The sequence below is a fragment of the Morganella sp. GD04133 genome, from assembly GCF_029835375.1.
Lineage (GTDB): Bacteria > Pseudomonadota > Gammaproteobacteria > Enterobacterales > Enterobacteriaceae > Morganella > Morganella morganii_B.
The window spans coordinates 1-22,579 of record NZ_JAODZS010000009.1; the positions used below are offsets into that span (position 1 = coordinate 1).

The window sequence follows — 22,579 nt, forward strand, 5'->3', positions numbered from 1 at the left end:
TATTATATCTTCGGCATTTTATCAAACATACTTTTCATCTCTTCCGGGAAACCGGAGGAAAGCGTTGTCCGCAAATCTTTCATGGCGGTATCGAAATCTTTCGGACGCTCGGCCTGCTGCATTTTCTGATGAGCATCCAGATTATCCTGAAGACCATCGAACATTTTTCCCATTTCCTTCATCATCTGGTCACAGGATTGATTAACGTTCTTCAGTATTGAACGCGAGGCATCCGAACCGGACATACTCATATTTTCAACCCCTTCCATAAAGGGTTTCTGTAATTCTGAAGCCGAGTTGTTTCCTGATTCAGTACTGAATTTCAGTACTGACTGTACATTTTTCGGATCTAACATAATAACTGTCCTTTTCGTTTATCAGATATTACCCGGGCAGGAAAATTGTTTTAATGCCCGTGACCACAACGGATAATCCTTCATTGTTGAATTAAGCTCGACAATAAAGAACCCTTTCACCTGACCCATTGCCATAGTGAGCTGGCGGCTGTTGCTGCTCAGTTGTACCGGGTTACCGGCGTCATACATCCGGAAAAGTGCCCACGGCCCGTCAAAGCTGACCGTTTCCACCTGTCCGTCCTGTGTTTTGAATGTCAGACGTGTATAAATGCCGCCTTTGGGGCCCGGCCAGTTAATTTTGACCGGCTCCTGATAGCCGTGACTGTAGCGGATTATCTGACCGTCTATATCCAGTACGGCTTCCAGAACCGAAGGCGATAATGAGATCGGTCGGATAATCATCGACATCGACATTGTACCGGCCGGATCAAAGAAGGAGTCCCGGATGCGGGCCGCGTTTTCAAATGACGCCACCGTTTTGGCTGATACCACGCCACGGCTGCCGGGGTGGATCTGCCAGGGGGTTGCCCCGGTATTCACATAGGCAGCCAGATTTGAATCAAAGAAACTCTGGATTGCACCGCCGCGTGCGAACATGCGGGTGAAATCCCCGATACCGACTTCCTCTCTCGCGCCGCGGTTAAACGGGTAACGGCCGCTGATGGTTGTCCGGCAGGAATCAGAGGCAATGGATGAAGCACCACGGCTGAGATTCTCTTTACTTTTTTGCAGGCTCTGTTGTTCGCCCGTGGAAAGCAGATCTATCATGACACTGCGTACCGGCTCCGGCTGACGAAGCATATCATCACGTAACCGGTTGATTTCACTGTTTTGCGGCAGGATCTGACCGGCGCGCAGCGAGGCGGAGAGGGTGGCCAGTTTGTTGTAAACCTGGTCAAAAACCGTGAACAGCGGATCATTGGCTCCGGTCGTTTCGGCCTGCCGCAGGCGGTGCAGCGCCTCAAAACGAGCCTCCAGACTTTTCTCCGGCGTGCTGCCCGCAGACCGGTCATTGCTGACCCCGTCCAGCAGCGAGCGGCGGGTCTGAGTCAGCTTGTTTTCCTGACGGGCAAACCATCCGGTGGCATCCTGCTGGTTTTCGCGGCTCAGTGTGGTTTGATCAATGGCAAACTGTACCAGCGCAGTCAGCGGTGAAGACGGTTCGGTAAACTGTCGGGCGAGTTGCGCCGCATCATCAAGATCACTGATTGGCCGGACACGGATGTCTTTCAGGAAACTGTCCCACTGATTGGCATATTCAGACAGGTAGGCCTTCAGCGCTTCATTGGATAATGTCTGAATCGCCTCCTGTGTACCGATATCACCGCGTTTTTCGGTGTTGTCACTGAGTACCCAGTTTTCTTCGCTGATCATATCCGTGGCGGCATCCTGTAACTGCGGCAGGAACACATCCTTATAACCGGCTTTGGTGTAGAAACCGGAAACGGCGGTATCAGTCACCGTATTGGTGCTCTTGCGGCGCAGCATCAGCGATACACTGGGGCCTGCGGCATCTGCCAGTGAGATATTCTGAATACCTGCGGGCAGCGGTTTATCTTTGATACGGTTAACCACCCGCAGATGGATCGGGGTTTTCATGGCATTAACGCGGGCGATACGCACCAGTTCCGCATTCATTTTGGCCGCCGGGGCGGTGGATGAGGTGTCGCTGAACAATTCGTGCAGGTGATAGCGGAACAGGCGGCGGTCAGTTTCGGTATAGCCCTGTACCGCGTAGTTATCCCAGCGGATCATAAACCAGTTTTCCAGCGCCTCCGGCTCTCTGTATGACGGGTAAACCATCATCAGATAGACCTTAAGTGTGTCATATGCATCGGTATTGCCGTTGAGCGCACTCTGTTTCAGTTCATTGGCGATATAATTTTCCACGGCAGGCCAGAAGATCTTGTACAGATGGCGCCGGTAAGTCTGCTCCATCGCATTACTCAGCAGTTTATGCTCGAAATACGGTGTCAGCAGCGGCGGAGAGCTTTCCAGAAACTGCGTGTTGATATAGCCGAGCTGTTCATAAGCGGCAATCAGGTCATCATTAAACTGACTGGTGACCGGGATATCGCGGACAATCCGTTTGGTTTCCTCAAAGCGGGCGCTGGCATAAGAAATAAAATCCGACTCCCAGAAGTAGCGGGAGGAGAGCAGCATCACCGTTGCCAGCAGTCCTGCCGTTACTGCGGAATAACGGGCGGCGGACATCAGCTTGTTGCGCAGCGGGCGGTAGCGGGCACTGTGCAGCACACCGCGCTCGGTGATGGCCTGCATCAGCGCCGGGAAGTACATGCCGCCGGACTGACGCTCATCAAACAACCCGTCGCTGTCTGCGTTATACAGGCTCTCACGTGCGATCAGCGGGATAGTACTGCCCATCCACAACTGACGCAGACAGCCGGTATAGCCTGTCGCAGAAGCCGGAAAAATCTGTTCGAGGAAGGAAAACAACGGTTTTTGCAGCGCGCCGAGCGATTCAATAAACAACAGAAGCTGGTGGCGTAATCCGTCATCCGGCACATTGTGCAGGGTTTCCAGAATATAGTTGCTGACCCGGATCTGAAGCTGGTGATAGGTATTTTCATCATGAATAAAATTATTGCGGTGATCGTCTGTGCATTGCAGTTTGATCCCCAGACCGCCGGCGAGCAGATCGTCATCGGCGATATTCAGGAATGCCTCACCGCCGGGCAGGTGGTCAATATTATTCAGCAGCAGGTAAACCGGAATATCGGACTGAAAAAGTGCCGCCATTTCCAGAATACGGATACGTAATGTGTCAGCCAGCGATTTCCGCTCGGTCAGCGGGGCATACAGCAGTGTACCGATATCCGCACACAAAATAATCCCGTCGATACCGGGATAACGGCGGTGCTTGCGGATAAGAGCGTACAATTTCTGCCGTGCATTACCGGCATCGTCACTCTGTCCGTGCATCTGTACCCATTCTCCGGCGGTATCAATATACACGGCGCGCTCTGTCAGCCACCAGTTACAGTCAACCGTCGGGCCGATATCGGTTGTGCGGGATAACCCGTACTGCTCGGACAGCAGGAACTGCTCGCCGCTGTTATAAATAACGGAGGTTTTGCCGCATCCGGCGGGACCCATCACCACAAACCAGGGCTTGTTGTTGATGTATTCACGGCTGAGATGGATTTTCATCCGTTCGCTGCGGGTTTTTTTGCCCGCCAGCGCAATAAACTGCAGTGTCCGGATAGCATCGGTAAAACGGGCAGTGACCCGGTCAAGCTGGATAATCTTCTTTCTCGGCTTCGGCAGCGGTGTCCGCAGAAACCGGAACAGACGGCTGAACAGGAAAGCCACAAACGGCCACAATGCCCAGAAAAGAATAACAGCGATAATAATCTGGCGTACCAGCACGCGGGCCAGCGGGTAAAAGTTGCCGATGGCAACCATCGGCCCGACCCACCAGATGATGTAGCTGAGAACCAATGCAATGATAAGGATGATAAATCGTCTGATCATAATACGTCCTTGTATACCGTTACTTCATCCATGCCGGGAGCACAGGCGGTTCCGCTGAAGTGTTGTCATTATGATTACCCGCTGACGGTGCCGGGGTCCCGTTCAGTACCGCCGGAACATCGCCGTCCTGATAGCCCTGCATGGCCTGTTCCGCGTCGCGTTTACCGATTTTCCATAAGATATCGACACGGCGGTTACGTTTGCGGCCTTCATCGGTGGTGTTATCCGCGATCGGATCGCTTTCCCCCCGGCCTGTCGCGGTGATTTCGCGGTTGTGAGTCTGATTAATCATGGTATTGGTCCGCAGAATATCGGCGACCACCACCGCACGGGCCTCTGACAGCTTCAGGTTATTATTGGCGGAGGTTTTGCGGAACGGGGTGGCATCGGTATGGCCGATAACTTCCAGATCTCCCGGCCATGGCGCGAGGGCGGCCCCCAGACGCTCGATATTACGTTTGCTGAGGAAGTCTTCCGTCAGTTCGGATTTACCAGTCAGGAACGCACCGTCAGAGGTGAAGATCAGCAGCCAGCCGCGCGGATCTTTACGGACTTCCAGCCAGCCTTCGCTTAAGATTTGGGTCAGCGGGTTCGGCAGCGTTTCCATAATATTGATTTTGCGCGGCTCCGGCGGAACCCATGCCAGAATGTCATTGCGGATCTGGCGCGCCTGTTCATGGAGATACCAGGCGGAAATACCGTAGGCGATAACGGCCAGGATAAGCCCGGTAATGAGGATACGCAGTGCGGTGATAAACCGGCGTTTCGGTGGTTTGACGTTTTCCGCACGGACATCGGATAAGAACAGCGTGGTATTTTGTGCATAGAGCAGGCCGCTGAGGTGATTGCGCAGATCCATCAGCAATACGGCCCCGCGATCGAGCATCCGGTATTTACCTTCAAATCCCATGGACAGGATCAGATAATAGAACTCCAGCACATCATGGTTATCCTGCGGATTGCTGATGTATTCTTTCAGATGCTCAAAACAGTTTTCGCCGCCCCAGGCATCTTTATGGAATTCCACCAGCAGGCTCAGTCCCGTCATCTCCTCTTTTACCATGTCATTAAAAATACCGTCGGTATAGGTACAGATAAGATAAGAGAGGTGGTTGATCTCCTCCGGCGGGAATCCTTGTCTGCGCAGATCTTTGCGGAAAAATTCCAGTTTCCGGACGATCTGGAGGCGGGCGCAGACAAAATCGGTCTGCGGCTCATTACGGAACCACTCAATCTGCAACAGCAGCGGCATCCCGGCTGAAATATAGGGGTTATGCCAGAGACCGAACAGCGATGTGTTTTGTCCGGTGGTACGGACGCTCTGCTGACGTTCCCGGTGTTGTGCGGGGCGCATCGGCGGAAGCGGATTCTGTTTTCTCTGAGCCGGGTTCGCAGATGACTGCGGGGGATCTTCATTGGCCGCCGTGAATTCCGGCAGATCGTCATCCTGCGGTTGTGTGCTGCCCATCCCCCGCATACCGGCCGGAATGATACCGCCGATGGATGCGGCGGTGCTTTTGGCCTGCCATATCGGGTTGGTTAACGAGTGTTCGGCCTGTTTCATGCCTGTACGGGCCGCAGATATGGCACTCCTGATCTGGCGTTCAAACTCATTCATCCTACTCTCCCCTGACGTAAGCCCCACGCCTCAAAACGTAATCCGGGGAAATCACCGACAATACTCAGTGCTGCGGCACTGCCGGACAGCATATCTCTGTACATCGGGTCCGCATTATCCACCTCAAAATAAACACTGTTCGGGTAATACGGGATGTGACGCGGCGGTGATGACATCGGGGTGATACGCACACCCGGTAACTGCAGGTCGATAAGCTGGACAATTTTTTCCACCGGCGCCAGTTTGGTCTGGGCAGGGAAATAACTTCTCATGGTATCGCCCGGCAGCTCTGCACTGACGATAAAGACCAGTTTTTCCAGACGTAACTGCGGATCATTCTGGTACAGATAGATATTGTCGCCGCGCTCGATAAACGGCAGGGCGATAGCAGGTGCCTCAATGACCAGTGACAGGGCACGGCGCAGCGCGGCAAACAGGCTGAAATACGCATTCTGCGGCTCATTGTGTGAATAGTGGAAATCCTGGTGCAGCGAAGTATTTTCTTTACCCGGGATAATGCTCAGGCGTCCCAACAGGCCCAGCAAGGTAAAAAACAGCCGCTCCGGATGAACCTGAGGCTGTGCCAGCAGGTGAGCCAGGCGCAGATGGTACTCACTCAGTGTCTGTAACAGCAGGAGTTCCAGTAATTCAGTCAGTCCTCCGGTGGTCAGCGGCACATCAGGGCGGTAAACACTCTCCAGCCGCTGTACCATCAGACCGAGCAGTTCGGTGACGGCACTTTTCAGCCAGCCGCAGGCACGGAAATCGAGCATCGGCGGCAGGAATTTATCATCCAGTATCAGGCGGCCGTCACGGGTTCTTTCGGTGATCCGCGCCACGGGCAGCAGGGATTCCGCATCGCTGATCGCACTCCGGACATTCAGCCGTGTACAGAGATCCCCGAGCTGGAGTGTCGCCATCTGCGGCGTACCTTCGGAGGCCAGACCGGCGTTGCGGTCACGGATATCGGCATTAATCACACTGAAGCGGCTCTGTCTCTTGCTTTGTGACAGGTCGATAAAGGTATTCCCCGGCATATCCATCAGGACGGAGAGACAGATAATTTGTCCCTGGCAGTCCGGACCCGGATCAAACGGCGGCGGCAGCGGGTCGTCACCGCCGGGATCAAACGGGGTGCCGTCAGGAAAAACACCACAGGCACGGGTCAGGGCGATTTTTCCCTGATCGAGTAATCCGGTGTCGAGATGTATCTGACGAAAACCCCAGGCAAGAGCATCTGTGCTGCGGATACGCATATCCGTAAAATGTTCGAAATACCGCTCCTGCTGCTGAAAATGCTGAGGTTCCATCAGCATCCCTTCAACCCAGGCTACACGCTGTTTTAACAACATAATTATGTCCTCAGTTCCGTCCTCAGGCGTGGTGTCAGGGCTTATCTGAAACAGGTATCTTCATCTGTGTCAGACTGCGCTCCCGGACCACGACAACAACATTTGAATTTTTATTAACTTCCGTATTAATCAGTACAGTGTTTTTATTTTTTCCGGGGATCTGAAACTCCGCGGCCACCAGCAGCCAGCGTGCCGTTTCCTGCGGGATCTCAAACGAATACCGGCGGGATTCACCGGGGCTTAAAATATGCTGCATCTGACGGATCATGACCGGGTCCGGTGCCGTCTCATCGCAGGGGGCATTCCGGTAGAGCCCCGGCGGTATCCAGTCATCCCTGCTGATTTCAAATACACAGACCCGGATCGGTAATGAATTCCCTCTGCTGTCGGTATTCACCCCGGCGGCGGCGTCAATCCGCAGGCTGACGGTTCTGTCCGCCGGCAGCGGTTCCGGTGCGTCCGGCCAGATCAGGCTGCAACTGCTGAGAAGTACAATACCCGGCACCACCAGCAGGCTGCGTATCCATCTGCGGTAATCAGGCATTGATAAAATACTTCGTCTGGCTCGGGGCAATCTGGGTGCCGGGAGCGTTACAGTTATTCGTCATACTCATATCGCCCAGCCGGGTCGCGGGGCTGCCCTGAATAAAGTATTTGCCTGATCCCTGAACCGGCGTCATCTGTGCCGAGTGTGCTCCGGTGGCACCGAGAATAATGCCGGTGGAAATGGTTGATACCCGGATGCTCATCAGGTTCTGCTCGTTACCGCCGCAGCAGAAATAGTTGGCGACATTCGGTATCCCGGTGGTGTTCGGTGCGATATTGGGTCCCGGGATCGGGATCATCGGTTCGCACCCTGAAAAGCTGATACCGCCTGCCCGTGTGTTTGCTGCTGTCATGTGATCACCCCATATGTACCTGGCCGCCATCAATACGAAGGACGGCACGTGATGTGATAGCGCCGATTTCATTGTCCAGAACCATGCTTTTTTCAGCATGCTGGGCAATGTGACCGGCTTCGGTGGTATCAAGATTCTCAACCTTTTTGTGCGCATTCTCTGCACTGACAAACAGAGAGCCGACAATCTGGCGCAGTGTCTGTGCAACCCATTTTGAGGTGTGTGATACCAGGGAAAAACGGGCGGTTTTCATGGTGATACTCTCCGTTCCTTCCAGTGCCAGTGACGGCGCGCGGATATGCAGCGGGGTATCCTGAGTGCTGAGTGTCAGCGGGGCGGAGGCGGCGTGCCGTTCCAGAACCGACAGCACATAGGCGCTGTCACCCTGAACCATGGCACAGACCAGATCGCCTTTTTCCGGGACAATCAGGCACCCGGCCGCGACAGTCACGGCGGAATACGGATGTGACTGCAACAGCAGTCCGCCGTTATCGCCGGCAATAAGCCGTGTTGCGGCGATCACCGGGGTTTCCGGCGCGGAAAAAAGCGGTCTGCCGGATAAAACCGGTGTATCAGTATGATGTATTGTGTCAAACATAACGGCTGGCTCCTGGGGGTAAACGGGGGGACCCGGTGTCATCTTTCACGCCGGGCTGATGCCGGGCGTACCATAAATCAACGGATGCCAGCAGAGGCTCATCCGATTTCTGTCCGCGATCGGTCAGCCCGGTTTCCGCACCGTGCAGGCGGACTTTCTGTATCACCGCACTGTGCAGCGGCGTTTGTTTAAGCTGACAAAAACGCATATCGGTGCGGGTTAATGTGGTGTCATCCAGAATGCAGAGTGTGAGCACCGCGCGCACCAGAACGGCGGAAATCAGTTGTGCGCCGCTCAGGTCACACTCATACAGCTCAGTATCCGTAAACTGGGCGCAGGTCAGTTGCGTGCCGGTCAGTGTGCAGTCGTGCAGTGATCCCTCATTGAACTGGGCGTAATGCAGATTACTGTTGTCGAAACGGCACTGTTCCAGCCGGGATTTGGCAAACCCGGCGGAGGTGAGATTCAGTTTCCGCAGATCGGCACGTACCAGATGACAGTTCTGCCAGACCAGGATGTCGCATTCATTGCCGGTAAACTGACAATCGGTCAGTGTGCTGTTACCGGAAACCAACCGGGTAATCTGCGCACCGGTACAGCGGAATTGTGTCAGGGTGCAGCCGAACCAATTGCTGTCCTGTACGAGGCCGCCTTCGGTATGCCAGTGACTGATCTCACAGTCATTCGCCGACCAGTAGCTCAGACTGACCTCTTTCCAGGTACTCTCACTGAGCCTGCCGCCGGACATCATGCAGCGCTCCGACAGGCACTTGTCCGCACTCAGCGACTGTATGGTGGTCTGCTGAAAAGAGACACTGAGCAGACCGCATTCTGCCAGCGTGATGGTGTCTATCTCACACTCAATAAACGTGCAGGAATTTAACAGGCTTTTACTCAGTGAAACGGCGGCGAATTTACAGCGCAGAAAACAGAGCTGATGCGCCTGCACATTATCCGTGCTGAGATGCTCAAAGCGGCAGTCTGTAAAATGCAGATGTGACAGGGTGTCATCTTTCAGTTGTAACTGACTGAAATGCTTATCGCGGATCAGTTTTACCGGCTGCAAATCCATAATCTGTTTTGCGGTTTCGTTCATTCAGACCTCCTGTCAGACACTGAGCCGGAAGCGGCGCGGTAACAGATGGACGCCGTCCATCAGACATAAATCAAAGCGGGTGCCGGAATTGCCGTACATCATGGCCAGGTTTGCCCCGGCGAAATTGCACTGACGAAACGTACTGTCACGGAGATCGGCGTTATAGAGCATGGCCTGCTGGAGACTGCTTTTGATAAAAGAGGCGTGGATCATTACCGCATCTTTCAGGCGCATCCCGGCCATATCACAGTGACTGAACACGGCACCGGTCAGATTGCTGCCGTCGGCACAGGTTTCGATCAGTTCGCATCCGGTAAAGCGGCACTGGTTTAACCCGGCATTGCTGAAACCGGTTTTATTCAGGCGGCAGCCGGTAAAGCTGCTGCCGGAAAAATCGCTGTACTGACCGGATGTCACACTCTCCAGAACGGAGTCCGTAAATGAACACGCTGTCCAGTTGCCGCCAATCAGGGAGCTTTTTGTCAGACTGCACCCGGTGAAGCGCACACCGGCGGCCCCGGTCTTATCGGCTATCAGGGATGTCAGCGTGCATTGCCGGAAGTCTGAATGCGTCAGCCCGGCATGTGACAGCATTGCGCCGCTGATGTCACACGCCGTGAATTCGCAGCGGATTATCTGTGTGTCATTAATCAGGCATTTCGTCCAGGTGCTGCGGGTGAAGACTGTTTTTTCCAGCAGGCAGTCATCCAGCGTCAGATTTTCCCAGCCGGTGCCGGTAAATGTACTTCCGCTCAGATTACTGAGCTGAAAGCGGCCGCCGGTCAGCTGTGAACCGGTTATCACCGCCCCGGCAAACAGGCTGGATGTAAACCGGCAGTGTTCAAAGCTGCACTGTGTCAGTTGTGATTCACTGAAATCACACTGATTAAAATGGCAGTGTTTAAAGGTTTTTCCCTGCAATGTTGTGTTGGCAAATGAGAGCGAGATAAAGTCCCGGCTTTCGGTTACCGCATCGCAATCCGGCGCGGGCTGCACTGTTTTCCGGTGCAGCGTATCGCTGACCGGTACGGCGGTTTCCTGCTCCGGCGGCAGGGCGAAGTATTGCTTCTGGTTCTCTTCATGAAGCGCAATCGCGTTTTCCACATCCTGATAGAACGTATCGGTATCCTGTTTTGTCAGAGGACGGGCAGTGTAGCGCTGAGAATCCGGGTGCTCCGCCATATCGCGGATCACATTAAAATGACTGTTTTCCGGCATCAGTTCGCGGTCGCGGAGAAATTCAAAATTAGCGGTATCCGTCCGGCTGCGGCGCTGATACACATCCTGATAATGTGTCAGCGGTCGTTCCGTACCGTCATTATCCAGTGCGGCCAGCAGTGTGACCGCAGGGGCGGCAAACAGATGCGGCAACGGAATACTGCCGGTAAAGACCATCAGGCAAAGATCATCATCCGGCAGCAGCCACAGGGTCTTTTTCTCCAGCGTGATCTCTTCTGCGGTTGCCGCGTCTTTACCAAATACCAATGCTCTGGCACGCACTGCCGGGAAGGTACCGGAAATTACCGCGTCATCCGGCCGGAAGCCGTACAGTTCAAACGGCACGCTGCGCGGCCACTGAGCGGCGGAAAGCTGCTGCTGCGGCGGCGCCATCTGAAAATAACGGCGGTCAATGGCAGGCGGCAGACCGGGAAACCAGCTTTCCATATACTGTTTGTCTGTCATCACGTGAGCCACGGCATCAAGGTGTCTGCGGCGGACATAAAAATCCGGCGGCACCGGCGACGGTGCGGCCAGGTTAATATAAGGGTCTGCGGCTCCGTCGGCACGGGCTTCTCTCAGCACCGGGCGTGTACCGCGGCGGGCATTTTTACCCAGCGGTTTTTCTTTGCAGTCGCTGCCGCCCGGCGCTTCGGTGTGATCCATTGCAACGCGGGTAAACGGGTCTCCCTCAAGACGCCACGCCCGGCTGAGCGACCCGACCCGGACGGCAACATCCAGCGCCGTCAGTGTCTGCCCGGTGCCGGCATGACCGGCAAGGATATATTCGGCATGCGGTTTCGGCTCAGCAGTATCTAACATACGGAAGGAAAGGGGGGCAGACTTCCATGCCTGCCAAATCTGTGCTTCAGTGACAAAGTGATCAGGGGCGGATAAATAACTGCCCGCAATCACACTGATACCTGACCGGCACTCCCTGCCAATCTGGTAGCTGTTTCTGAGTACAGCAAGTTGCTGAGGACGAATAATACGCATCATACTTCCCTTTAATTTTTGCTCTGCATGCCGACCGTTTTCAGGTCAATGCCGGTATCGGAATAACTGGCGCCGGTATAACTGAAAGAGAATCCGGTGACGGAGATACCGGAGCCTTTCGCTGAAATATCACTGCCGGTCACACTGACAGAACTGCCGGTGGCTGATACATCGCTGCCTTTCACCCCGACGCTGCTTCCTGTCGCGGAAACGGAAGAGCCGACCGCAGAGACACTGTTTCCGGTGACACTGGTGCTGCTGCTGGTGGTGCTGACACTGACCCCGGTGACACTGGTACTGCTGCCGGTGGTACTGACACTGACACCGGTGCTGGAGGTGCTGCTGCCTGTGGTGCTGACACTGGTGCCGGTATGGGAAAGACTCGATCCGGTGGCACTGTAGCTTTGGCCGGTTTTGGAGGCGGAGCAGCCGGTCATACTGGTGCTGAAACCGGTGAGGCTGTGTGAACTGCCGGTCATGGAACTGCTGGTACCGGTCATACTGGTGCTGCACCCGGTCCGGGAGTTGCTGATGCCGGTTGAGGAATCACTGCTGCCGGTGAACGATATGGATTGCCCGGTAAAGGACGTGCTCACCCCGGTAAACGATGTGCTCACCCCGGTAAAGGAGGTGCTGACACCGGTAAGGCCGATACTGGCACCGGTCATACTGATGCTCAGGCCGGTCAGACCGACATTGATACCGGTGGCACTGAAATTAAAACCGGTGAATGAGAAATTGACCTCTTTATAAGAGACATGATTTTTAAACCAGTCTGTCGCGGTGCGCTTCACCACCTCATAGCGATCCTGGCCGGTGGTGGAGGAGGCGTTACGCTCAACGGTATACTGCATATCGCGTTCGGCGTGGATCATCACCCGCTCATTGTAGCGTTTATCATCAAAGGTGATCTGGCTGGCATGCTGCGGCATACCGTGACGCAGAGAACGGGAGACCAGACCGGAATAGTTGATATGCTCCGGTAACTGATACGGCGGCGGATTCTCGCCGTTATAGACAATACCGGTAACCATCGGTCTGTCCAGATCACCGTCAATATAGGTTACCAGCACTTCCTGGCCGACTCGGGGCATCGCCAGCACACCCCAGCCTTTACCGGCCCAGCCCTGTATCACCCGAATCCAGCAGGAACTGTCCTCTTCGGTGGTTTTGTAGCGATCCCAATGGAAATGCACACGGATACGGGCATATTTATCGGTATGAACCTCAGAATCCGGCGCACCGACCACGGTCGCGCTCTGAATTCCCGGGATCTGCGGACGCGGTGTCCGGCAGAGCGGACGGTAAACCTCATCATCATTCAGCGCGCGGAACCGGCAGGAGACTCTGCGTCCGGTACTGCTGCTGTCCGGCCCGTCCTGGATAAACGTATAATCACAGCCGAGCACTTTAAATCCCCGGTTACGGGTTGAATCCGGGTGCTGATTCAGCTCAAACGTGTGGCCCGGTTTCAGGCCGGTGGCATTACTCTCACCCTGTAAAATCTGGTTTTCACAGCGGAAAGCCTCCAGACGTTTGCGGGCGATTGCTTCCCCCTGCTGCACATCATCATAACCGGCGGCATAGTCATACCATTCCAGCGGAATACCCTGTAAATGCGGGCGTTTTTCTTCCGCCTGCGTCTGAAGGGAGTGACGTGGTTTGAGAAAATCGAAATCGCGCAATACCACTTCACTGGCGTGTATCCGGCGGTTACGCCGGATACGCTGGATACCTTCGCGGATAGCCCGGTGCTCTTCGCTGTCCGGCAGGAAACTCAGTGAGTCATAACCGTCACTCAGCGGTTTGAATTGCTGGTGGTCGGTGATCACCATGACATCCCGGTTGTCACTGTGGTCGATGTAATACCAGAGCCCGGCATCTTCCATCAGACGGCTGACAAAACTGAAATCGCTTTCGCCGAACTGGACGCAGTACTCTTTATCCGGATACGTGCCTTCTGTTTCAATGCGGTAATCCGCCACATTGTAACGGGTAAATATCTCTTCAATAATGGTGAGTACATTGCGGTGCTGGAAGATACGGCAGTTGCGGTTCTGCATCAGAAACCATAACCAACTGCGCAGTTCCAGATGATAAACATACTGATCCTGATGCTGCCCCTCATCACCCCCGGCCACCACCCGGGCAGTGAATGTGCGGCGGCTCTGATCCGGTTGTTCAACAGAAATAAGCGCCTTTTCACCGAGCAGTTCCCCGATATCCAGATCAGGATCCGGTACCTGAAATGTCAGGCGGTAAACCGGGTCCTGCGAAAGATGTTCCTGCGCGGTAAAGCTGAGCGGGAAGGCATCGATCCCGTTGAGCTTCTCATTATCAATTTCAATCAGGGGCATAACACTCATCCTTTCATTGCATATCGGGTTAATTGCATCAGGCTGCGGTGGTATACAGGGACTGAATCCGGATTGTCCCGTCCGGTTTCAGCCAGCCGCTGCGGCCCAGTTTTCCGCTGCCGGTGTGACCGGCCATATCAGGGGAAGTCCGGATAAGCAGCTTCACGTCCAGTACCCGGCGGTGTGAGACAAAATCGTTGCAGATAGCCACCAGAACGTTCAGACGTTCACTGCCGCGCTGGAACAGGTGATAGTGCTGACTGCCCACCGGGCCTATCTGCACATACAGGTTGTGTTCAACATCAAAAAACCGTTTTCCGGCGCGGGTTTTGCCGAGACGTCCCATTCTCTGGCTGGCGGTATTCTGCGGATCATCAATCCACATTCCCCGCCGCGCCTGAACGGTAACCGGCACGGCAAAATAGTGTGTCAGCAGTGACTGTAAGTTTTTCAGGATGCTCCGTCCGGGCAGGTAGCAGCCGGGAAATGCCTGCCGGAGCCGGTGAATGTGGTCACCGGCAGAGAGTTGCGGTGAAATCCCGGTGACCTGATTCATCCGTTGCTGAAAGGCATTTTTGTTGTTTTTGTCATGGCCGGCCGCGACATGCAGTTGTGTCTGCGCGCGGTAGGAAAACAGCGCCAGGCGATGGCTGATCAGCGCTGAGAAATCCTGGAAAGCATGACTGCGGCGCGTCAGCAATTCGGTACGGGCATGCTCGGTAATGTGAATCGGCAGCGGACCATACGGGGCGAACATCCCGAAATGGCGGCACCAGACGGTAATTTCAGCGGCGCTGGTGACCGGATCGGCGGACTGGCGGATATCCGCCACTTCGCGCGGGGCGAAGCCAGTATCTGCCGTCTGGATTATCCGCAGCCGGGCGGGGGTGCTTCCGCGTACCACGCCGTTTGCCGCGAGCGCCGGGCTGACCCGTTCAATGCGGCGCATGACTTCGGCGAAATCCTGTCTGGCGCTGAGACCGTTGATGCGGAGCGGTGTTTTATCTGCCATCAATCGGCTCCCATTGTGCAAGCGGTTCACCATCAACGTTAAGCTGCATACGCAGCGTCTGCCCCAGTTCGCAATACTCCGCGAGCGCATGGTGAAGGATACGGGCAAACAGCCACGCACCGCGGTCACTGTGATGATTACCGCGCAAATCGATGCTGATTTCAGCCCCGCGGCTCCAGGCGAGCGGTCCGGGCAGCGGGTTGCATTCAAAACGGTGTGAAATAACGGCGTGCCGCAGACTGTCTATCCTGCGCTGCTGACGGCTGTCATCCGGCGGACAGAACAGGGAAAGCCATTCTCTGAGTAGCTGGCTGTTATCCGGAAAATCCGGCAGGGCGTAGCGCAGCGGATTGACAGAGAGCAACTGGAGTACTTTCCACGCCTGTGTGCTGCACGGTACGCCCTGCGGACGGGACGGCGTGCGCAGGATTTCCACCGGGCCTACCGGCAGGGCGGTATCCGGCCGGAACACCGGCTGCTGCAGGCGGGCAGGATCCAGATGGCGATCACACACCAGTGCTTCAATGCTCAGGGAACGGACACTGTCCGGCGAAAAATTATCGGGACCGGCGGAGAGTGAGATAAACAGGCTGTCTTTCGGCATAGCCGGTGCGCTGTCATATTTGTCTTCTGTCACTCTGCGGACACGGCGCAGGCTGTAACCGGCGGAAACCGGCGGTTCGTCAAAGCGCGCATAGCCGTGTAGCGGGGAAAACGGCACATAGCCTTTATCTGCCAGCAGGCCGTCCACCTGTAACAGATGATGGATTTCATAAAGACCGGGGTTGAGTTTATCGACGATAACCGGATATTCGGTATGCTCGCCATTGACCAGCACCGGGCTGCACCGGCGGCGCGATAAATTAATCACCGGGGTGGAAAACAGACGGAAATCGTCCTTGCTGACATTACCGGTTAACTTGACCGGTGTTTTATCCAGCACAAAAATCATGTTGAATTCCGTGCACTTATCGCCCGCCTGTAAAAACGGCATCAGGCCGTGCAGTTCAATACTGAAAAAGCGGGACGGGGCGGCAAAATATTCCCGCAGCAGGCGGCTGCCGGGCAATTCCCCGCTGACAGCCGGTAATAATGCATCTTCTGCCTGTAATCCGGCCTGGCGGATCTGTCCCGGGTTCAGCAGATGCATGTGCGGCGTTTTATTATCCTCCCGGCACCACAGGATCACCCTCAGCGTATCACTCTGGATAGCGGTCAGCAGGTGGTTGGCGTGTACGACATCGCCCGCAAACGTCAGTGTCATCGGCGAGAAATTCAGTTCAGATAATGAAACAACGCCCTGTGTGTTCATCGTCAGCGAGATGTGCGCTCTGCCGTCCTGCATGCATTGCAGAACGGACTGCGGCAGTTGTGCTGACGGGGTGGTGGCGCATTCGGCATGCGCGATCACCAGCGGCTGGATATTCAGATCACGGCCGGTGGTAAAAGTGGCATTGCGGAATCCCGGCGAGGTATCGTGAAGTGTCAGTTTACTGCCGCGGGGCAGAGTGACATCCGAATGCCACTGCGGGGACGTCAGATCCGGTTCCACTGCGATGGTGGCGATGGAGGGCAGCGGGGTGAACCAGTAAGGTGCGAGGCGGTTTATCATCTGAATAGCCACTTCCGGCTGTTCATTATTGAGCCGCTCATGCACACGGGCGCTGAGAAATGCAGTGCCTTCCAGCAGGCGTTCGACAAAAGGATCAAGCACGCCGTCCGGCATCATGCCGAGATGCTGTGCCACCTGGGGATTGGCTTTGGCAAACAGCAGCCCCTCCTCCCGCAGGAAACGCAATTCCTCGTTGTATAATGTCAGAAAACGGTCACTCAGCATAAGGGTATCCTGTCGTTCAGATTAGTGTGCCGGATCAGATGACACGGACACTGCCGTATGAATAATCCAGGGCGATACGTAAATTCATGGACAGATCGTCATCCGGTAAATTGGTTTTGGCATAAATGTCGAAAAGCAGTGCCAGGGTCCAGGTTTCATTTTTATTCACAAACGGTGTGACCCGGATTGAGCGCGGATCCAGTCTCGGTTCAAATGTGGCAATGATTTGCTGTATTTTTTTTGCCAGCACTATCGGATCAGTATTGACAGGCACTTTCGCACTGAGTGTCGGCAGTCCGTAATTAATCACGGAATTCATACAGTAGGTTTTTTTATCTAATGCTAATGAGGCGCTGTGTGCAGCATCATTTAATAACAACTCAATATCGCGTAATAAAACATCACGCCATTGCGGTAAATGTATTCTTCGTCTGTTCAGACTTAATTTATCAAATAACATTGGCGCTGATGATTTCATATTTCAGTTTCCGTAAAGGGAAAACCATACCCCGATACATTATTTATCCGTCTTACAGACAAATAATAATCGTGACATAGTTTTCCTGTATTACAGCCGGTTAAATACGGGCGTTTGCCTTCAGGTCATAGCCTGCTTTAATAACGGCACCCATAGAACCATCATTTTTCTGTTCTTTATATTCCACTTCGATGCGGGCAAAGTTCAGACTGATAACATCGGTCGGCAGTACCGTATCCGCATCCACTTTAGTTTGCGGATCAAGCGGCATATTACCGACAGTTTTAAAGGTTGAGACCAGGCAGTTACTGAATGTGACGGTCATAAAATCCTGCTGACCTTTGCCGGATTTACGGCACACCAGTTTTGCCTGCGGAATATGTTCCCCGGTCGCACACATCAGAAACAGTTTTGGTGATGCTTTGTTACTGACCATGCGGAATTCAAAGTCTTTCATTTCCACTTTCCCGGAGCCGCCGCCACTGCCGAAACCCCAGCGTCCGGCGTTCTCTTCTGACCATTGCCAGGCCTGAAGCTGGATCCAGCCGCCATATTGCTGATCCGGAGATTCGCCTTCAACACCTTCAATTTTTAAAAAATAATCGACTAATGCTGTCATTTAATTCACTCCTGCATTGATATTACGACAATTAAATATATTTAGGATATAAAATATAAACATCATGTTCTCGTCCCTGAGAATGTATCTCCTGATGGAAAAACAGATACTCATTCGTGCTCAGCAATAAATCTTTTATTTATTATTTTCTTTACTTGAAGGTAATTTAGAGACCAGGCGTAATGACACCGTCATACCTTCCAATTGATAATGCGGGCGTAAATAAAAATGTGCTTTATAAAAACCCGGATCATCTTCGACATCTTCCACATGAACTTCAGCAGCGGCTAACGGCCGTTTTGCTTTTGTGGCTTCCGTGGAAATAGTCGGGTCACCGTCAACATATTTCATCAGCCAGTCATTCAGCCAGACCTGCATATCATCCCGTGAACGGAAAGAACCGATTTTGTCGCGCACAATACATTTGAGGTAATGCGCAAACCGGCAGGTGGCAAAAATATACGGCAGACGGGCGGATAATTTCGCATTCGCCGTGGCGTCCGGATCTTCATAAATGACCGGTTTGTGCAGTGTGCAGGAGCCGATAAAGGCCGCGAAGTCAGAATGTTTGCGGTAGACCAGGGGTAAAAATCCGGCATTGGATAATTCATTTTCACGGCGATCGGAAATCGCAATTTCAGTCGGACAGGTCAGCTCATAACCGCCTTCGTCTGACGGGAATGCATAAGCCGGTAATTCTTCCACCGACCCGCCGGATTCAATCCCGCGGATACGTGAGCACCAGCCATACTCCGCAAACGCCCGGTTGATATTCACACCCATTGCATAGGCCGCGTTTGTCCAGCTGAAGTCATTGACATCATACGGATTCACGACTTCTTCAAAGGCGAAATCCTCAATCGGGTTGGTTTTCTCGCCATACGGCAGACGGGAGAGAAAACGCGGCATGGTCATTACCAGATAGCGGGAGTCGTTGCTGTCACGCAGACGCCGCCATGTCGCATATTCCGGTGTGGTGAAAATCTTGCCGATATCACGCGGGTTCCCCAGTTCCTGCCAGTTATTCATCTGCATGATGGACGGTGCGGCGGAGGTAATAAACGGGCAATGTGCCGCTGCGGCAATTTTGGAAATTTCTGTCAGCAGGGAGACACTTTTATTACTGTGATCAAATTCAAAGTCACCTATCATGCAACCGAACGGCTCACCACCAAACTGGCCGTATTCCTGTTCATAGACCGCTTTGAAGATCGGGCTCTGATCCCAGGCGGATCCCCGGTAGCGGCGGAGTGTTTTGGACAGTTCATCTTTGCTGATATTTAATACACGGATTTTCAGGGTTTCACTGACATCCGTATTATCAACAAGGTAGCTGAGTCCCCGCCAGGAGGATTCCAGTTTCTGATACTCTTTGTTGTGCAGTATCCGGTTCATCTGGGCGGATAATTTATCGTCAATTTCCGCGACCATGGATTCAATGGTCAGCACCACATCCCGGCTGACTTTTACTTTGCCGAAATTGGCATATTCCGCCAGGGTATTGATGGCACTGCGGACGGCGACAGAGGCTTCCGTGGTGCTGGGTCTGAATGAACGCTGTAACAGAATATCTAACTCACTCTGTTCAGCGGGGGCGGTTAATACCGCCTTATCCGCAGCGTTCGTACTTTGGGTTAATTGTTCGCTCACTCGTCGTTCTCCCCGTTCGCGTCAGTCATATCCGATCCGGCAGCGGCAACAGTGGCTTTCGCATCATTCGCCAGGCGGACTAAGAAATCGGGCTGTTCCAGTAATTGCCGGATCACATCCTCTGCACTGGATTTTCCGTCCATATAGGTGATCAGATCCGTCAGATGCGCCCGTGCTTCCAGCAGTTTCTGCATCTGCGGGACCCGTGCGGCAATCGCGCCCGGCTCGAAGTCTTCCATCGACTCAAATTCCAGTTCAATATCCAGCAGCTCTTCCGGATTTTCACTGAGCATGTTTTCAACATAGAAGGCAAGACGGGGGCGGATTGCCCGCATCCGGGAATCAAAATTATCCTGATCAAAAGTGAGGAACTGACGCTCTTCCACTGATGGCAGATGAACGGCGCGATGTCCTGATAAATCGGTCATAACGCCGGTGACAAACGGAAGTTCAACTTTCTTTTGCGAGCCGTAAATCTCGACGTCATATTCAATCTGCACACGGGGTGCATTATTTCTGCCGATAAATTTCTGAGAGCTGATATCTTTGGCCATCTCACAATCCTCATTGCAATAAAGGAAATATTACTTTCCGGTAAATTGTTGTAATGTGCTGACTGACTCCGGAAGGAGTTTTTCAACGATTGAGGCGAAATCCATTCCAATCATTTGTTTGGATCGCTGGATAAATATCGGAACCGGGTGGCTGGGTTCATAACGCTGAAAATAATCAAGTATGCAGTCCAGCATAATTAAGACTTCCTGACGGGAGCGTAAGGTAATATCAGCCATTCTGACCGGTCCGCTTAATGATGCCGTTACCGGTGTTTCCGGATTACTGCCGTCAGAGAGTGATTCCTGTGGTTCTGAATGGGTATCAGTATCCGAAAATGAGGCCAGCTGATTAAGGGTGCTGATACAGCGTGTCAGAAATTGTTTTAACGCGCTGCAGTCGAGAATATAACCGTCAGTATAGTGGTTGGCATACTCTTCGATTTTATCAAGTGACTGTATAACCGATGAAAAATGTCCGGAAATATTACTGATATTGATATCATCACTGTTGGTGAGTGATGTTAATAGTGCACTCAGTGATGTGGCATAATTGTCCCGTATTTCGCCGCTGTCGATGGAGGCGATATCATTCAGGGTATAATGATGATCAGCGGTGATTTTGGTCAGCTTCAGTTCTGAAATGCATTGTGATGCGGATAACCATCCCAGTGCGGCAGCATGACCGCTGCGGATATCACCATCCTCTGATTTCGGATAGAGTAATTCACTGTTATTTTCAATCAGTTCATTCAGGGTTTTTATTCCGCTGAATAATGATGAAATTCCGTCAATATACAGATTTGCCCGTAATGACCACAGCAGGACACGCAGATCTTTATACTGATATAATAATTCACTGGTTTTTTCTGAGATGGTGATCCAGTTAATCTGCGGAAGTTCATCTTCTCCGGATAACGGATTGGCTGATTCTTCAGACTGAGTCAAAATAGCCTCAACCTCGCTGAAAATCGGGTCGAATTCCACACCGTAAATATCGTGATCACTTGTATTCATTATCACATCCCGCGCTATTAACGTCCTGTTTCGTTTTACTCTAATATCGGAGTCTGCTTTTAATAAAGGGACAAATTTAAAATAATGATTATCACCTTGTAGATTTTACGAGGACGAATCTTAATGTGATTTAATTTCACAGGGAATGTTAAATATAAGGATTTGTCTTAAGTTTATGTCGTGTAAGTATAAAAAAATCACCGTAATATTGTCGATAATTCATTTTTTTTCATGAGTTTATTAAGTGTTTTAATGTTGGTTGTCATTTTATGCTCTTGTATTGTGACATGCTGTCTACACGGAAATATCATATTGTCATTACGGGTTACCTGATGTAGTTATATATATTTACTCTGTTATAATCATGTTATACCTTACAATTTAGTTAAAAAAATATAATTATCTTTATATTCAAATAGTATCAGCTCAGCAGAGGTATTGTTATGGGTATCAAAGGGTGTATCGACATCGCATGGGAGTTTTTGCGCCGAATTCCCGAGTATGAGGAAGACTGGAAATTACACTGCAACACATCCGGGACAGATCACTGTCACAACCCGCAAAGACAAACGGCATCCGATATAAATGCGGAAAAAAAATGGGGGTTGTTAAGGTATGTCGATCCTGAGTGTACAGCAGATAATGTTTTCTGGGCGGAAGGGCTCAGCAAACGCTCATTCAGGGTATTGCTGAGTCACGAAGGAAATTTATCGATAGAGAATATCTTAAAGAAAGAGAACATTGATTACAGAACGATCATTTTAAAAAATGGAATATACTGTATTAAAGTATTTAATAATTATAGTTATTTTCAGTTTTTTGTTAATCCCGGAAGTGATACTGAAAATATTTTTAACAGATATATTTATATATCACTTGAGTTAAACGGAAAAAAGCAAAACACCGACATCATTAATGATGTTCTTAATAATAAATCGAAATGTTCATCACTGTCTGAGGATAGCCAATTCTTACTAAGAATTATGGATAGTCTGAATAAAGGCTACTCCCAGCGGGAGATTGCATCACATTTGTTCGGGCAGGAGATGGTTGATAATGAATGGACTCAGGATAGCTGGCTTCGTTCAAATATTCGCTATCGCATAAAAAAGGTGAATGACATTATTAGTCAGGGTTATCTCAATTATATCTGATTATATTCGTTCACATTATTTTTTGAATGATTGATATACCTGTGCTGAACGTCATGTAATTTCGTCTGTAATTTTTTTTGTATAATAAATATACACTGAACGCGGCAAAAAAAGCTGCCGTCAGGCAGCTTCAGGCCGTTGTCAAACCCGCAGGGGTTGGCGGCGACCGACAGAGGTTGTAAAAATAAACCAGGAAAATCAATTTATTGATTTTCGGCTGATAACACAAAGCAGGAAAAACCACGTTTTATCCTGCTTTGTCAGCAATCTCAAGCT

At 52.1% G+C, this 22,579-nt stretch carries 18 protein-coding genes; 1 reads left to right on the forward strand and 17 read right to left on the reverse strand.

The window, feature by feature from the left end:
• Window positions 1–2: 2 nt before the first annotated feature.
• From N7387_RS05470 to N7387_RS05550, 17 genes are all read right to left on the reverse strand, one after another.
• Window positions 3–356, reverse strand: coding sequence for a DUF6277 family protein (locus N7387_RS05470; protein ID WP_025153574.1), 354 nt, complete (start codon window positions 354–356; stop codon window positions 3–5).
• 21 nt (window positions 357–377) lie between these two features.
• Window positions 378–3,851, reverse strand: coding sequence for a type VI secretion system membrane subunit TssM (tssM, locus tag N7387_RS05475; RefSeq protein WP_279797518.1), 3,474 nt, complete (start codon window positions 3,849–3,851; stop codon window positions 378–380).
• A 19-nt stretch (window positions 3,852–3,870) separates the two neighbouring features.
• Window positions 3,871–5,469 (reverse strand): type IVB secretion system protein IcmH/DotU, encoded by a 1,599-nt coding sequence (icmH, locus tag N7387_RS05480; RefSeq protein WP_279797520.1) that lies wholly within the window; start codon window positions 5,467–5,469, stop codon window positions 3,871–3,873.
• Window positions 5,466–6,821: a type VI secretion system baseplate subunit TssK gene (gene tssK, locus N7387_RS05485; protein WP_279797521.1), complete on the reverse strand. Its 1,356-nt coding sequence runs from the start codon at window positions 6,819–6,821 to the stop codon at window positions 5,466–5,468. The genes icmH and tssK overlap by 4 nt, the downstream gene beginning before the upstream one ends.
• Before the next feature lie 34 nt (window positions 6,822–6,855).
• Window positions 6,856–7,365, reverse strand: a complete 510-nt coding sequence (gene tssJ / locus N7387_RS05490; protein WP_279797523.1) for a type VI secretion system lipoprotein TssJ — start codon at window positions 7,363–7,365, stop codon at window positions 6,856–6,858.
• Complete coding sequence (locus tag N7387_RS05495) at window positions 7,358–7,720, reverse strand: DUF4150 domain-containing protein (protein WP_262860003.1); 363 nt, start codon at window positions 7,718–7,720, stop codon at window positions 7,358–7,360. Before N7387_RS05495 ends, tssJ begins: the two co-directional genes overlap by 8 nt.
• Before the next feature lie 4 nt (window positions 7,721–7,724).
• Window positions 7,725–8,318, reverse strand: a complete 594-nt coding sequence (locus N7387_RS05500) for a DUF3540 domain-containing protein (RefSeq protein WP_279797527.1) — start codon at window positions 8,316–8,318, stop codon at window positions 7,725–7,727.
• A complete protein-coding gene (locus tag N7387_RS05505) occupies window positions 8,311–9,414 on the reverse strand; it encodes a pentapeptide repeat-containing protein (RefSeq protein WP_262860001.1) in 1,104 nt (367 codons plus the stop codon). Before N7387_RS05505 ends, N7387_RS05500 begins: the two co-directional genes overlap by 8 nt.
• A gap of 12 nt (window positions 9,415–9,426) precedes the next feature.
• Window positions 9,427–11,631 (reverse strand): pentapeptide repeat-containing protein, encoded by a 2,205-nt coding sequence (locus tag N7387_RS05510; protein ID WP_279797530.1) that lies wholly within the window; start codon window positions 11,629–11,631, stop codon window positions 9,427–9,429.
• Between the two features lie 8 nt (window positions 11,632–11,639).
• The gene (gene vgrG, locus N7387_RS05515) at window positions 11,640–13,985 is read right to left on the reverse strand and encodes a type VI secretion system tip protein VgrG (RefSeq protein WP_279797533.1); all 2,346 of its coding nucleotides are present in this window, start codon (window positions 13,983–13,985) and stop codon (window positions 11,640–11,642) included.
• 37 nt (window positions 13,986–14,022) lie between these two features.
• On the reverse strand, window positions 14,023–14,997 hold the full coding sequence (gene tssG / locus N7387_RS05520; protein WP_279797535.1) for a type VI secretion system baseplate subunit TssG: 975 nt from the start codon (window positions 14,995–14,997) through the stop codon (window positions 14,023–14,025).
• On the reverse strand, window positions 14,987–16,834 hold the full coding sequence (tssF, locus tag N7387_RS05525; protein WP_262859997.1) for a type VI secretion system baseplate subunit TssF: 1,848 nt from the start codon (window positions 16,832–16,834) through the stop codon (window positions 14,987–14,989). The genes tssG and tssF overlap by 11 nt, the downstream gene beginning before the upstream one ends.
• Before the next feature lie 34 nt (window positions 16,835–16,868).
• Window positions 16,869–17,312: a GPW/gp25 family protein gene (locus N7387_RS05530; RefSeq protein ID WP_279797538.1), complete on the reverse strand. Its 444-nt coding sequence runs from the start codon at window positions 17,310–17,312 to the stop codon at window positions 16,869–16,871.
• A gap of 100 nt (window positions 17,313–17,412) precedes the next feature.
• Window positions 17,413–17,931 (reverse strand): Hcp family type VI secretion system effector, encoded by a 519-nt coding sequence (locus tag N7387_RS05535; RefSeq protein WP_279797540.1) that lies wholly within the window; start codon window positions 17,929–17,931, stop codon window positions 17,413–17,415.
• A 135-nt stretch (window positions 17,932–18,066) separates the two neighbouring features.
• Entirely contained in the window at window positions 18,067–19,581 is a 1,515-nt protein-coding gene (tssC, locus tag N7387_RS05540) for a type VI secretion system contractile sheath large subunit (RefSeq protein WP_262859996.1), read from the reverse strand.
• The gene (gene tssB, locus N7387_RS05545) at window positions 19,578–20,135 is read right to left on the reverse strand and encodes a type VI secretion system contractile sheath small subunit (protein WP_279797543.1); all 558 of its coding nucleotides are present in this window, start codon (window positions 20,133–20,135) and stop codon (window positions 19,578–19,580) included. The genes tssC and tssB overlap by 4 nt, the downstream gene beginning before the upstream one ends.
• A 30-nt stretch (window positions 20,136–20,165) precedes the next feature.
• Window positions 20,166–21,149: a type VI secretion system ImpA family N-terminal domain-containing protein gene (locus N7387_RS05550; protein WP_279797545.1), complete on the reverse strand. Its 984-nt coding sequence runs from the start codon at window positions 21,147–21,149 to the stop codon at window positions 20,166–20,168.
• A 443-nt stretch (window positions 21,150–21,592) separates the two neighbouring features.
• Between N7387_RS05550 and N7387_RS05555 the strand changes: the two genes are divergently transcribed.
• Window positions 21,593–22,303: a DUF2285 domain-containing protein gene (locus N7387_RS05555; protein ID WP_279797547.1), complete on the forward strand. Its 711-nt coding sequence runs from the start codon at window positions 21,593–21,595 to the stop codon at window positions 22,301–22,303.
• Window positions 22,304–22,579 lie beyond the last annotated feature (276 nt).